Below are 12,925 nucleotides of genomic sequence, written 5' to 3'. Positions count from 1 at the left end.
GATGCCATGACGACTCCACAGCACAAGATCGGTTCGGGGTTCGGCTTCTCGAGCACCGCGGACGACGTCCTCGCGGGCATCGACCTGTCCGGCAAGCTCGCGATCGTCACCGGCGGCTACTCCGGCATCGGCATCGAGACCACCCGCGCGCTCGCGAAGGCCGGCGCGCACGTGGTCGTCCCGGCCCGGCGCCCCGAGTCCGCCCGGGAGGCGGTCGGGGACCTCGCCGAGGTCGCCGAGCTGGACCTGGGCGACCTCGACAGCGTCCGCGACTTCGCCGACGGCTTCCTCGCGACCGGCCGCGACATCGACATCGTGATCAACAGCGCGGGCATCATGGCCTGCCCCGAGACCCGGGTCGGCCCGGGCTGGGAGGCCCAGTTCGCCACCAACCACCTCGGCCACTTCGCGCTGGTCAACCGCCTGTGGCCGCGGCTGGTCACCGGCGGTGGCGCGCGGGTGGTCGCCGTCTCCTCCGGCGGGCACCAGCGCTCGGGCATCCGCTGGGACGACGTCCAGTTCACCCGCGGCTACGACAAGTGGCTCGCCTACGGCCAGGCGAAGACGGCCAACGTGCTCTTCGCCGTCCAGCTCGACCGGCTCGGCGCGGGCTCGGGGGTGCGGGCGTTCGCGCTGCACCCCGGCGGCATCCTCACCCCGCTGCAGCGCCACCTGCCCAAGCAGGAGATGGTCGACCGCGGCTGGATCGACGAGGACGGCACGCCGCTGAACCCGGCCGGTTTCAAGACGCCGGCGCAGGGCGCGGCGACCCAGGTGTGGGCCGCGACGTCGCCGCGGCTGGCCGGTATGGGCGGGGTGTACCTCGAGGACTGCGAGGTCGCCGAGGTCACCGACGGCTCCGGCATCGGGCCCGGGGTGCGCGCGTACGCCGTCGACCCCGCGCAGGCCGAGCGGCTGTGGGCGCTGTCGGCCGAGCTCACCGACGTGAACGCGGTGGTCGGCTGACAGTTCGCCACCAACCACCTCGGCCACGTCGCGCTCGTCGAGAGAAGGGCTTCTGCGTGCGGGACCACGCCGTCGACCCCGCGGCGGCCGCCCGGCTGTGGGCGCTGTCCGCCGAGCCGGCTCGGTAGATTCGACGGCATGGGCAAGGTCTACGAACGGATAGAGCCGCGGCTGCGGGCGTTCATCGAGGAGCAGCAGGTGTTCTTCGTGGCGTCCGCGCCGCTGGCGGGCGACGGGCACGTGAACCTGTCACCGAAGGGGCGCGAGGGCACGCTGGTCGTCCTGGACGAGCTGACGGTCGCGTACCTCGACTTCGGCGGCAGCCACGCGGAGACCGTGGCGCACCTTCGGGAGAACGGCCGCGTCACGCTCATGTGGTGCGCGTTCACCGGGCCGCCCAAGGTGCTGCGCGTACACGGCCGCGGCGAGCCGATCTTCCGCGACGACCCGCGCTGGCCCACGCTGATCCCGCACTTCGCCGGCGCCGACGGCCCGGCCGCGCGGGCGATCATCCTGGTGCACGCCACGAAGGTGAGCGACAGCTGCGGGTTCGCCGTGCCGTACATGGACTACCGCGAGGAGCGCACCCAGCACGCCGAGTACTTCGGCCGCAAGTCCGAGGACGAGTTCGCCGCGTACTGCGCGACGAAGCCGCACAACGGCACGAGCATCGACGGCCTGCCCGCACTGCCGCTGCCGCTACCCCGCCGGACCGCCTAGCGTCAGCCTGAACGCCGAGTAGCTCACCGTGCGGTCCCCGCGGGTGAGGTCGTGGTCGGCGACGGTCTCCCGGGTGAAGCCGTTCGCCTCGGCCGTGCGGTACAGGTAGTCGAGGTCGCCCGAGGTGCCGAAGAACATCAGGATCTGGCCGCCCGGCGCCAGGTACGCGCCGGCCTCGGTGAGGAAGCGGGTCAGCGCCGCGTAGTTCTCGTCGGCAATGCTGGCCTCGAGGTGATCGCGCGGCGCGAACCAGCGGAACGGCGGGTCGAAGATCATCAGGTCGAACTCGCCGTCGACCGCGCCGAACACGTCCGACTCTCGGAAGGCCACCCGGTCGGCGACGCCGTTACGCCCGGCGTTGGCCACCGCGGCCGCCACCGCGTGCGGGTTGACGTCCACGCCGAGCACGTCGGTGGACCGGGACGCGGCGAGGATCGCGTTCACGCCGCACCCGGTGCCCATGTCGAGCACCCGGTCGCCCTTCCGCACGTCCTCGAGCACCGCGCGGCCCAGCAGCTCGGACACCGGCGCTGGTGGAAACACCTGCGGCGGCACCACGAACGAGCGGCCGAGGTACTCGACCGTCCGCACCTCGTCGGTGCGCATCGACTCGTAGGCGGCGTCGTGCCACTCGCGGATCCGGGCCCTCTCGGCCGGTGGGACCGTCGGCTCGTAGGTCACCGCTTGTCGGCCTTCGCCGTGCCGGCGGGCTGGGTGGACACGAGCCCGAACTCCCGCGCGAAGCCGACCGCCGGCTCCATCCGCAGCATCCGCACCCGGCCGGCCAGCGGGGTGTTCTCGACGGCGATGCGGTAGCCGAGCCGCGCCGGGTCGCGCTCCGGCGGCTGGTCGGTGACCACGCCACCGAAGATCTCCCGCGCGGTGTGCCAGCTGAGCTCGACCCGGCCGTGGCCGGTCCGGCGCCACCGGAAGTAGGCGATGTCCGCGTAGTCGGGCCGGCTGAACTGGTACCACCCATCACCGCCGGCCCCGAAGGCGAACGACTCGTCCTCGAACGCGCTGTGATAGAGCCCCGACGCCTCCGACGACCACTCGCCAACCAGTTCATCCATGCGCCTCATTCTTCCCACCGATCACGGGGGCAATGTGCTTGCCCCCTCCCCGAAGCGATGGAAACGTCCCCGGTATGCCGCGGCTCGACACGGCGGCGCGCGGCCCCGTCGAGTCCGGCGCGCTCGCTCACCTGGTCACTCTCGACACGGACGGCTCGCCACAGGTGACGGTGGTCCGGGTCGGCGCCGGGCAGTGGGTCGGCTAGCGGCGGATGCGGGCCATCTCCGGGTCGACCAGGGGCTCGGCGGCGACCGTGCCCGCGAGCCGCTCGCCGAAGTACTCGACCTCGACCGGGGTGCCCGGGGTGAGGCCGGCCGGGAGCCACGCGTAGGCGATCGGCTTGCCGATGGTGTGGCCGAACGCGGCGCTGGTGACGTAGCCGGCCGGGCGGCCGTCGACGAACACCGGTTCCTTGCCCAGCACCACCGACTCCGGCGCGGACATCGTCAGGCACGTCAGCCGCCGGGTCGGCTCGCCGCGGTCGGCGAGCGCGGCGCGGCCCACGAAGTCACCCTTGTCCATCCGCACCGCGAACCCCACGCCCGCCTCGGCCGGGGTGTGCTCGGTGGTCATGTCCACGCCCGACAGCCGGTAGCCCTTCTCCAGCCGCAGGCTGTTGAACGCGGCCCGGCCGCCCGCGACCACGCCGAGCCGCCGGCCCGCGGCCCACAGCGTGTCCCACAGCTTGAGCCCGTGCTCCGCGCTCGTGTACAGCTCCCAGCCGAGCTCGCCCACGTAGGACACCCGCAGCGCGGTCACCGGCACGTGCCCGACGTAGGCACTCGTCGCGCGGAAGTAGCGCAGCGCCTCGTTGCCGAAGTCCTGGCGGGACAACGGTTGCACGAGGTCGCGGGCGAGCGGGCCCCACACGCCGACGCAGCACGTGCCGCCGGTGACGTCCCGCACCGCCACGTCGTCGGGGCAGTGGCGCAGCAGCCAGTCGAGGTCGAGGTTCCCGTTGGCACCCACCTGGAAGCGCCGCTCGCCCAGCCGCGCGACGGTGAGGTCGCTGCGGATGCCCCCGGCGTGGTCCAGCAGCAGCGTGTAGGTCACCGAGCCGACCCGCTTGGCGAGGTTGTTGGTCGTCATGTGCTGCAGGAAGTCCAGCGCGCCCGGGCCGGTGACCTCGAGCCGCTTGAGCGGGGTCATGTCGTAGAGCGCCACCCGCTCGCGGGTCGCGAGCGCCTCGGTGGCCGCGATCGGCGACCAGTACCGGGCGGCCCACTCGTCGCGCGGCGGCACCGGCGACGGCGGGTTCGCCGCGAACCAGTGCGGCCGCTCCCAGCCGGCGGCCTCGAGGAAGTACGCGCCGAGCTCCTGCTGGCGGGCGTAGAACGGGCTGACCCGAAGCGGCCGCGGGTCCTCCATGGGCTGCAGCGGGTGGACGACGTCGTAGACCTCGACGAAGTTCTGCGCGCCGCGCCGGGCCACGAACTCCGGCGAGAGCTGGATGTCCTCGAACCGGTACAGGTCGCACTCGTGCACGTCGACGCTCGCCCGACCGTCCACAAGCGACTCCGCGACGGCCTTGGCCACGCCGGCGGAGTGGGTCACCCAGACGGCCTCGGCGACCCAGAACCCCGCCGTGTCGCGGGACTCGCCGATGAGCGGGAAGCCGTCCGGGGTGAACGAGAAGATGCCGTTGAACGCCTCGTCCACTTTGGACTCCCGCAGCGCGGGCAGCAGCTCGACGGCGTCGCGCCACGAGGGGGCGAAGTCGTCCTCGGTGAACGGGAGCATCGAGGGCATCACGGCCGCGTCCGCGTGCGTGGCGAACTCGTCGACCGGCATGGGCCGGTGCGCGTAGGAGCCGATGCCGAGGCGGTCGCCGGTCTCGCGGAAGTAGAGGTCGGCATCCTGGTGGCGCAGGATCGGCCCACCGCGCAGCCCCGGCAGCGGAGTGGTCGTGGCGTACTGGTGGGCCAGCGGCTGCAACGGGATCGTGAGCCCGACGAGCCGGCCGACCCGTGGCCCCCAGAAACCGGCGCAGCACACCACGATGTCGGCGTCGACCGTGCCGGTGCCGGTGCCGACACCGGTGACCCGCCCGCCCTCGACCCGGACGTCGACCACCTCCTGGTGCGCGAGGAACCGCGCACCCCGGTCGATCGCGCGCTGGGCCTGCGCCGCACCGGCCGCGACCGCGTCGGCCAGCCCGTCGGTGGGGACGTGGTACCCGCCGAGGATCCGGTCCTGGTCGAGCAGCGGCTGGAGCCCGGCGCACTCGGCCGCGGTGAGCAGGTGCGCGTCGAGCCCCCAGGAGGTGGCCCAGCCGTGCTTGCGGTGCAGGTCGGCCCAGCGCTCGGGAGTCGTGGCGACCTCGAGCCCGCCGACCTGGCGGAAGACGCCGAGCGCGGTGTACTTCTCGACGGTGTAGCGGGCGAACTCGGTCATGGTCTTCGCCGGGTTGGTCTGGAACACGAGCCCGGGCGCGTGCGAGCTGGACCCGCCGGTGGCGAACAGCGGCCCCTGCTCGAGGACGGTGACGTCGGTCCACCCCCGCTCGGTCAGCTCATCGGCCAGCGCGCACCCGACGATCCCGGCACCGATGACGACGACCCGAGGCTGCGCCATGTTTCCTCCTCCACAACCAGCGGAGCAATACGCAACAGTCTCGAAGCCGGGTCAGGCCACGTCAACCCCCACGTAGGGTGGCGGGCATGCTCTACATCGGTTGCTACACCGCCGCCACGGGCGGCAACGGCACGGGCGTCACCGCGCTGCGCCAGGAGCCGTCCGGGGCGCTGACCCAGGTCGGCGCGCTCGCGATGCCCTCGCCGTCGTGGCTCACCCGGCACCCGACCGCGCCGGTCCTGTACGCCACCAACGAGTCCGCGGACGGCGCCATCACCACGGTCGACCTCGACGGGCTCACCGCGGTGGACACCGTGCCCAGCGGCGGCGCGGACCCGTGCCACCTGGAGATCACCGCCGACCAGCGCTTCCTGTTGTGCGCCAACTACTCCAGCGGCAGCCTCGCGGTGTTCGGCCTGGCCGCGGACGGGCGGATCACCGGGCGCACGGACCTCGTCACGCACGAGGGCAGCGGCCCGGACGCCGACCGCCAGGAGGCCGCGCACGTCCACATGGCCGTGTCGCTGGAGGGTCCACAAGGGACGATCGTGGCGGCCGTGGACCTGGGCACCGACGAGATCCGCGGCTACCTGCTGTCCGAGGTGGGCACGCTCGAGCCGCTCGCCGTCTCCGCGCTGCCGCCGGGCACCGGCCCGCGCCAGCTCGTCCGCCGCCAGGGCACCGAGCTCGCGTACGTGGCGGGCGAGCTGGCCGGCACGCTCGTGACCGTGCGGGAGGGCCCGGCCGGCACGTTCACCCCGGTCGACGTCGCGCAGGCCACCGTCACCCCGTACGAGGACGGCCCGAACTACGTGGCCCACCTTGAGCTCGCCGGCGACCGGCTGTACCTGTCCAACCGTGGGCCGGACTGCGTCACGGAGTTCGACCTCGCGGGCGAGACCCCGAAGGCGGTCGCCGACCACCCGAGCGGCGCGTTCCCCCGCCACTTCTCCCTGGTGGACGGCGTGTGCCACGTGGCGGCCCAACGCGACGACGCGATCGTGTCGTTCCCCCTCGCGGGCGGCCCGGCCACCCGGTTCGCCACCGGCACACCCACCTGCGTGATCCCCGGATAGTGCCCCGCGCCGGATTTTCCGGCGCGGGACTAAGGCCTGTCTCGTAGATCATCGTGCGAAGTCCTGCGCCGACTGCGCCGACCACCGGAACCTCAGGGGACCGTGACGACACCCAGCCACCACCCCCCCCGACACCCACACCATCCGCCGGAACGCAACCCACACTTTAAATCCCGGGAGGCGGACTAGTGAAGTCCTGCGCCGACCACCGGAACCTCAGGGGACCGTGACGACACCCAGCCACCATCCACCTCGATAACCGCACCATTCGCCGGGACGCAACGCACACTTTTAAATCCCGGGGAGGCGGACTAGCGGACTAGCGGACTAGCGGGGCTGGGCCGGGTTCGACAGGGTGCCGATGCCCTCGATGGTGATGTCGACCGTCTGGCCGGCCACCATCGGGCCCACGCCGGCCGGGGTGCCGGTGAGGATCACGTCGCCGGGGAGCAGGGTCATCACGCGGGTGATCCACTCGACGAGCTTCGGCACGTCGTGCAGGAGGAGCGACGTGCGCGAGTCCTGCTTGGTCTCGCCGTCCAGCGTGGTGGAGATGGCGAGGTCGGCCGGGTCGACCGAGGTGTCGATCCACGGGCCGAGCGGGCAGAACGTGTCGTGGCCCTTGCCCCGGGTCCACTGGCCGTCGGCCTTCTGCTGGTCGCGGGCGGTGACGTCGTTGCCGATGGTGTAGCCCAGGATCACGTCCTTGGCCCGCGCGGCGGCCACGTCCCGGCACGGCCGCCCGATCACGGCGACGAGCTCGCCCTCGAAGTCGACCCGGTCGGAGTCCGGCGGCAGCTTGATGGCCGCCCCGGGCCCGATCACCGAGGTGGACGGCTTGAGGAACATCACCGGGTCGGCCGGCGGCTCGCCACCCATCTCCCGCGCGTGGTCCGCGTAGTTCTTGCCGATGCAGACGACCTTCGACGGGAGGATCGGGGCGAGCGCCCGGACATCGGCCCAGGGCCAGCTCTTGCCGGTGAACGTGGGCTGGCCGAAGGGATGGTCGGCCACCTCCCGGGCGACGAGGTCATCCCCCGCACCCTCCACGGTGACGAACGCGACCCCGGCCGGATGAGCAACACGAGCGATACGCACCCGATCACCCTATCCACAGGTCCCCCGGTTGCCGGCTAGGCACCGGGCCGCCGCCCTGCTTGTGTCGGAACCACCCCGTTCCCCTGCACAACGGAGTGCCTCATGCGACGACTACTGGCCACCCTCACCGTGCTGGCCGCCTGCCTCTTCGGCTTACCGGCCACCGCGACGGCCGCCCCCGCCCCGCTCGGCGGCGGCAGCATCCTGTTCAGCATCGGCGGCACCGCCCGCTGCACCGCCGCGTTCGCCGCCACCGGCGGGTCGACCGGGTACCTCGTCACCGGGCCCGGCTGCTCCGGCGGCATGCCGACCCAGCTCTACAGCGGGAACAACGTGCTCGTCGGACCGGTCGTGTCGGCGAGCGCCAGCGGGGTCACCCTGGTCAAGGTCACCAACACCGCCGCCTGGACGCTGGTGGCGTGGATCCCGGTCGGGTCCGGCCGGCTCGTCGTCGCCGGGTCGGCCGAGACACCCGTCGGTGGCTCGGTGTGCCTCATCGACCGCGTGCTCGGGTTCCAGTGCGGCACGGTCACGGCGAAGAACCAGACCGTGAGCTTTCCCGGCGGCGTGGTCTCCGGCCTGACCAGGACCACCATCTGCATGTCGGCCGGCTCGGCGGTCGCCTTCGTCAGTGGCAACCAGGCCCAAGGCGTGCCGATCGGCGGCTCCGGCAGCTGCCCGACCGGCGGCGTCAGCTACTTCCTGCCGATCAACCCGCTGCTCAGCGGCTACGGGCTGATGCTGCTGACCGGCTGAGTGGGCTGGGCCGGCTGGGCTGGCTGTCCGGCCCGCATCGCCTTGTGCACCAGCGCGTCGCAGAGGGCCAGCCAGCTCGCCTCGACGATGTTGCCGTGCACGCCGACCGTGGTCCACTCGCGCTCGCGGTCGGTCGACTCGACCAGGACCCGGGTCACCGCGTCGGTCCCGGACGCCTCGGTGAGGATGCGGACCTTGTAGTCCGTCAGCCGCACCTCGTCGAGCCACGGCAGGTGCGGCGACAGGGCGCTGCGCAGCGCGGCGTCGAGCGCGTGCACCGGGCCGTTGCCCTCCGCGGTGGCGATGACGCGCGCGCCGGCGACGCGTACCTTCACCGTCGCCTCGGAGACGACCTCGCCGTCCGGGCGGTGGTCGAGGATGACCCGGTAGGACTCCAGCGTGAACGGTGGACTGTCCAGCTGGGACTCGGCCAGCTCCCGGCGCAGCAGCAGCTCCAGCGACGCGTCCGCGGCCTCGAAGGACCAGCCGCGCGACTCGAGGTCCTTCACCTTGCGCACGGCGCTGGTCAGCGCCTCTGGCCGGCCGGCCAGGTCCACCCCGAGCTCGCGACCCGTGAGCTCGAGACTGGCCCGGCCGGCCATCTCGGTGACCAGCACCCGCATGTCGTTGCCGACCACCTCGGGGTCGATGTGGTTGTACAGCAACGGATCCACCTTGATCGCGCTCGCGTGCAGGCCCGCCTTGTGAGCGAAGGCCGACGACCCGACATAGGCCTGGTGGGTGTCGGGTGCGATGTTGGCGATCTCGGCCAGGGCATGCGAGACCCTGGACAGCTCGGGCACGCAGTGCGCGGGTAGCGCCTGCGTGTCCAGCTTGGTGACGAGGTTGCCGACCACCGCGAAGAGGTCGGCGTTGCCGGCCCGCTCGCCGTAGCCGTTGGCGGTGCACTGCACGTGCGACGCGCCGGCCTGCACCGCGGCGAGGCTGTTGGCGACCGCGCAGCCCGTGTCGTCCTGGCAGTGGATGCCGACCCGGAACCCGGTGCGCGCGATCACCTCGCCGACGGTGTCGGCCAGCCGCAGCGGCAGCTGCCCGCCGTTGGTGTCGCACAGCACGGCGACGTCCGCGCCCGACTCCATCGCCGCGGTGAGCACGCGCAGCGCGCAGTCCGGGTCGTGGGCGAACCCGTCGAAGAAGTGCTCCGCGTCGAGGAACACCCGGCGCCCTTCGCCCACGAGGAACGCGACGGTGTCGCTGACCATCGCGCACGCCTCGGCGACGTCGGTGCGCAGCGCGCGCTCGATGTGCCGGATGTCGGACTTGGCGACGAGCGTGATGACCGGTGCCTGCGCGTCGAGCAGCGCGCGGACCTGGGGGTCCTGGTCGGCGGTGGTGTTGGCCTTGCGCGTGGCACCGAACGCGACGAGCGCCGCGTGGCGCAGCTCGAGGTCACCGGCGGCGGCGCGGGCGAAGAACTCGGTGTCCTTGGGCAGCGCCCCCGGCCAGCCCCCTTCGATGAACCCGACCCCGAGCTCGTCGAGCAACCGGGCGACGGCCAGCTTGTCGGTCAGCGAGTAGGAGATGCCCTCCCGCTGCGCCCCGTCGCGCAAGGTCGTGTCGTAGACGTGGAACGCGTCACCGAGGGGGGTCTCGGCCGGGGCGGTGCGGGTCACGAACTTGCCTTTCGTCCGGGTGTCGGCTGGCGTCTGGGCACAAAAAAACCTCCCGCGGGATGCGAGAGGTCAGCGCGCCGGGTGTGTAGCTCAGCTACCCAGCGCGCTCAGCGATAATGATCACGACGGAAGTCGTCATGGTGGCATCCTGCCACACGGCTGAATTCGATACCAACTCGCGGTCACCCCGTCCCAACCACCGAGACACCCTCGGCCTCTCCCCTCAACGCGGCGAGCGCCGCGTCCCTCCTCTCGGCGGGGCGCGGCGCTCGCGTTGCGTTCTTCTTCTACAGCTCGACGTTCGTCGTCGGGTTGTTGGACGACACCAGCGCCGCCAGGCGGTCGCCGATCGCGTAGGTGCTGCCCGGGGACGGGTGGTCGCGGGTTGCCAGGTCGAAGGCCACCGAGGCCTCGATCCGGCGAGCCGCCTCGCGCTCGCCCAGGTGGTCGAGCAACAGCGCCACCGACAGCACCGCGGCCGTCGGGTCGGCGATGCCCTGGCCCGCGATGTCCGGCGCGCTGCCGTGGACCGGCTCGAACATCGACGGGTTGCGGCGGGTGATGTCGATGTTGCCGCTCGCCGCGAGGCCGATGCCTCCGGTGACCGCGGCGACGAGATCCGTCAGGATGTCGCCGAACAGGTTGTCCGTCACGATCACGTCGAACCGGCCGGGGTCGGTCACCATGTGGATGGTCGCCGCATCGACGTGCTGGTAGGCCACCGTCACGTCGGGGTGCTGCAGCGACACCTCCTCCACCACGCGCGACCACAGCGAGCCGGCGTAGGTGAGCACGTTGGTCTTGTGCACCAACGTGAGGTGCTTGCGCGGCCGCGCCACCGCCCGCGCGAACGCGTCGCGGACCACCCGCTCGACACCGTAGGAGGTGTTGACGCTGACCTCGGTGGCGATCTCGTGTGGAGTGTCCTTTCGCAACAACCCGCCGTTGCCCGCGTAGAGCCCCTCGGTGCCCTCGCGGATCACGAGCATGTCGATCTCACCAGGGCTGGCCAGTGGACTCTGCACACCCGGGTACAACCGCGCCGGACGCAGGTTCACGTGGTGGTCGAGCTCGAACCGCAGCCGCAGCAGCAGCCCGCGCTCCAGGATCCCGCTCGGCACCGACGGATCACCGACGGCACCCAGGAGGATCGCGTCGTGCTGACGCAGCTCACCGAGCACGGACTCGGGCAGCAGCTCCCCGGTCGAGTGCCATCTGGCGGCTCCGAGGTCGTAACGGGTGACCTCGACTTCGGGTACGACCTCACCGAGGACCTTGAGGGCCTCGGCAATGACTTCCGGCCCGATCCCGTCACCGGGGATCACCGCGAGCCGCATGCACACACCTCCCGGAATAACGGACCAGTAGTTCAACGAAGATTACCGGGATGACGTCCGAACTCCGCCCACGGCCACCCGTCTAGGTGGTGTCGCGGTGCTCGGGGTCAGCCGAAGTCGACCGCCCGGATGATCGTCGCGCGAACCGCGGTGCCGATCGACTCGAGCACCGACTGGTCCACCAGACGGTCGACACGCAGCAGCATCACCGCGTCCGAGCCGTCCTTGGTCTGGCTGATCTGCGCCGCCTCGACGTTGATGCCGACCCCGCCGAGCAGCGTGCCGACGGTGCCCATGACGCCCGGGCGGTCGGCGTACTCGAGCAGCAGCAGCACGCCCTCGGCGCGTAGGTCGAAGTGCCGGCCGTTGACCTCGACGAGCTTCTCGACCTGGTCGAGGCCGGTGAGCGTGCCGGACACGCTGAGGGTGGTGCCGTCCGGGTACACCGCGCGCAGGGTCACCAGGCTGCGGTGGTTGGCGCTCTCCGACTCCTTGCGCAGCGTCGCCTCGACGCCGAGCTCCTCGGCCAGCCGCGGCGCGTTGACGAACGTGACCTGGTCCTCGACGACCCCGGAGAACACCCCGCGCATGGCCGCGAGCGGCAGGATCCCGACGTCCTCATTGGACAGTTCGCCGCGGACCTCGACGCCGATCGAGGTGGGCGGGTTGCTGGACAGGGCCGACAGCACGGTGCCGAGCTTCTGGGTGAGCGGCAGGTAGGGCCGCACCTCCTCGCCGACCGCGCCGCCGGAGGCGACGTTGACCGCGTCCGGCACGAAGTCACCGCGCAGGGCGAGCAGGACCGAGCGCGCCACGTCGGTGCCGGCGCGGTCCTGCGCCTCGCCGGTGGACGCGCCCAGGTGCGGCGTGACGACGACGTTCGGCAGCTCGAACAGCGGGCTGGTGGTGGTGGGCTCCTCGACGAACACGTCGATGCCGGCACCGCCGACCTGGCCGTCGCGCACGGCGTCGGCCAGCGCGTGCTCGTCGACGAGCCCGCCGCGGGCGGCGTTGACGATGAGCACGCCCTTCTTGGTCCTGGCGAGCTGGTCGGCGCCGATGAGGCCCTTGGTCTCGGGCGTCTTCGGCAGGTGGATGGAGATGACGTCGGCCCTGGCCAGCAGGTCGTCGAGGCTGAGGAGCTCGATGCCGAGCTGCGCGGCGCGGGCGGGCGAGACGTAGGGGTCGTAGGCGACCAGCTCGGTGCCGAAGGAGGCCAGGCGCTGGGCGAACAGCTGCCCGATCTTGCCGAGGCCGACGACGCCGACGGTCTTGCCGGAGATCTCGACGCCGGAGAACGAGCTGCGCTTCCACTCGCCGGCGCGCAGGCTCGCGTCCGCGGCGGGGATGCGCCGGGCGAGCGACAGCAGCAGGGCGACGGCGTGCTCAGCGGCGGAGACGATGTTCGAGGTGGGCGCGTTGACCACCAGCACGCCACGCGCGGTGGCGGCCGGGACCTCGACGTTGTCCAGGCCGACGCCCGCGCGAGCGACGACCTTGAGCCGGTCGGTCGCCCTCAGCACTTCGGCGTCCACCGTCGTCGCCGACCGGACGAGCAGCGCGTCCGCGTTCACGACTTCGGACAGCAGTGCGGAGCGGTCCGTGCCGTCGACGTGACGGACCTCGACCTCCTCGCCGAACACGTCCAGCACGGACGCCGCCAGCTTTTCGGCGATCAGAACGACAGGTC

At 72.0% G+C, this 12,925-nt stretch carries 12 protein-coding genes; 5 read left to right on the top strand and 7 right to left on the bottom strand.

What is annotated here, in order from left to right; translation table 11 throughout:
- The first annotated feature begins 6 nt into the window (after nucleotides 1–6).
- Both VGD70_RS28310 and VGD70_RS28305 read left to right on the top strand, forming a co-directional pair.
- Nucleotides 7–966, top strand: coding sequence for an SDR family NAD(P)-dependent oxidoreductase (locus VGD70_RS28310; RefSeq protein WP_331086622.1), 960 nt, complete (start codon nucleotides 7–9; stop codon nucleotides 964–966).
- Nucleotides 967–1,104: 138 nt separating this feature from the next.
- On the top strand, nucleotides 1,105–1,686 hold the full coding sequence (locus VGD70_RS28305) for a pyridoxamine 5'-phosphate oxidase family protein (RefSeq protein ID WP_331086620.1): 582 nt from the start codon (nucleotides 1,105–1,107) through the stop codon (nucleotides 1,684–1,686).
- On the opposite strand, the gene VGD70_RS28300 is transcribed toward VGD70_RS28305, so the two are convergent.
- Nucleotides 1,666–2,367, bottom strand: a complete 702-nt coding sequence (locus VGD70_RS28300; RefSeq protein WP_331086618.1) for a methyltransferase — start codon at nucleotides 2,365–2,367, stop codon at nucleotides 1,666–1,668. The two genes, VGD70_RS28305 and VGD70_RS28300, sit on opposite strands and share 21 nt — an antisense overlap.
- Complete coding sequence (locus VGD70_RS28295) at nucleotides 2,364–2,759, bottom strand: hypothetical protein (RefSeq protein WP_331086616.1); 396 nt, start codon at nucleotides 2,757–2,759, stop codon at nucleotides 2,364–2,366. Before VGD70_RS28295 ends, VGD70_RS28300 begins: the two co-directional genes overlap by 4 nt.
- A gap of 74 nt (nucleotides 2,760–2,833) precedes the next feature.
- Here VGD70_RS28295 and VGD70_RS28290 point away from each other — a divergent pair, with 74 nt between their 5' ends.
- Nucleotides 2,834–2,965: a hypothetical protein gene (locus VGD70_RS28290; RefSeq protein WP_331086614.1), complete on the top strand. Its 132-nt coding sequence runs from the start codon at nucleotides 2,834–2,836 to the stop codon at nucleotides 2,963–2,965.
- Here the strand turns inward: VGD70_RS28290 and VGD70_RS28285 are convergent.
- A complete protein-coding gene (locus VGD70_RS28285; protein ID WP_331086612.1) occupies nucleotides 2,962–5,334 on the bottom strand; it encodes a GcvT family protein in 2,373 nt (790 codons plus the stop codon). The two genes, VGD70_RS28290 and VGD70_RS28285, sit on opposite strands and share 4 nt — an antisense overlap.
- Nucleotides 5,335–5,420: 86 nt before the next feature.
- On the opposite strand from VGD70_RS28285, the gene VGD70_RS28280 reads away from it, so the two are divergent.
- Nucleotides 5,421–6,410: a lactonase family protein gene (locus VGD70_RS28280; RefSeq protein ID WP_331086610.1), complete on the top strand. Its 990-nt coding sequence runs from the start codon at nucleotides 5,421–5,423 to the stop codon at nucleotides 6,408–6,410.
- Between the two features lie 327 nt (nucleotides 6,411–6,737).
- Here VGD70_RS28280 and VGD70_RS28275 read toward each other — a convergent pair whose 3' ends face one another.
- Entirely contained in the window at nucleotides 6,738–7,508 is a 771-nt protein-coding gene (locus VGD70_RS28275; protein ID WP_331086608.1) for a fumarylacetoacetate hydrolase family protein, read from the bottom strand.
- Between the two features lie 102 nt (nucleotides 7,509–7,610).
- Here VGD70_RS28275 and VGD70_RS28270 point away from each other — a divergent pair, with 102 nt between their 5' ends.
- Nucleotides 7,611–8,264: a S1 family peptidase gene (locus VGD70_RS28270; protein ID WP_331086606.1), complete on the top strand. Its 654-nt coding sequence runs from the start codon at nucleotides 7,611–7,613 to the stop codon at nucleotides 8,262–8,264.
- Here VGD70_RS28270 and cimA read toward each other — a convergent pair.
- The 3 genes from cimA to serA form a co-directional block, all read right to left on the bottom strand.
- Nucleotides 8,237–9,898, bottom strand: coding sequence for a citramalate synthase (gene cimA / locus VGD70_RS28265; RefSeq protein ID WP_331086604.1), 1,662 nt, complete (start codon nucleotides 9,896–9,898; stop codon nucleotides 8,237–8,239). The genes VGD70_RS28270 and cimA overlap by 28 nt on opposite strands.
- Nucleotides 9,899–10,185: 287 nt before the next feature.
- A complete protein-coding gene (locus VGD70_RS28260) occupies nucleotides 10,186–11,235 on the bottom strand; it encodes a 3-isopropylmalate dehydrogenase (RefSeq protein ID WP_331086602.1) in 1,050 nt (349 codons plus the stop codon).
- Nucleotides 11,236–11,342: 107 nt separating this feature from the next.
- Nucleotides 11,343–12,925 (bottom strand): phosphoglycerate dehydrogenase (gene serA, locus VGD70_RS28255; RefSeq protein ID WP_331086600.1); only part of this gene is annotated, 1,583 nt, incomplete at its 5' end.

The organism is Actinophytocola sp. (genome assembly GCF_036402745.1).
Lineage (GTDB): Bacteria > Actinomycetota > Actinomycetes > Mycobacteriales > Pseudonocardiaceae > Actinophytocola.
The sequence above is the reverse complement of the archived record's forward strand: the minus strand, read 5'-3'. Positions and strand labels throughout refer to the sequence as shown.

Excerpts from the sequence above, each read along its gene's own strand:
- VGD70_RS28295 (WP_331086616.1), bottom strand. The coding sequence starts at position 2,759 with ATGGATGAACTGGTTGGCGAGTGGTCGTCGGAGGCGTCGGGGCTCTAT.
- VGD70_RS28260 (WP_331086602.1), bottom strand. The coding sequence starts at position 11,235 with ATGCGGCTCGCGGTGATCCCCGGTGACGGGATCGGGCCGGAAGTCATT.
- VGD70_RS28290 (WP_331086614.1), top strand. The coding sequence starts at position 2,834 with ATGCCGCGGCTCGACACGGCGGCGCGCGGCCCCGTCGAGTCCGGCGCG.
- VGD70_RS28285 (WP_331086612.1), bottom strand. The coding sequence starts at position 5,334 with ATGGCGCAGCCTCGGGTCGTCGTCATCGGTGCCGGGATCGTCGGGTGC.
- VGD70_RS28305 (WP_331086620.1), top strand. The coding sequence starts at position 1,105 with ATGGGCAAGGTCTACGAACGGATAGAGCCGCGGCTGCGGGCGTTCATC.
- VGD70_RS28270 (WP_331086606.1), top strand. The coding sequence starts at position 7,611 with ATGCGACGACTACTGGCCACCCTCACCGTGCTGGCCGCCTGCCTCTTC.
- VGD70_RS28310 (WP_331086622.1), top strand. The coding sequence starts at position 7 with ATGACGACTCCACAGCACAAGATCGGTTCGGGGTTCGGCTTCTCGAGC.
- VGD70_RS28280 (WP_331086610.1), top strand. The coding sequence starts at position 5,421 with ATGCTCTACATCGGTTGCTACACCGCCGCCACGGGCGGCAACGGCACG.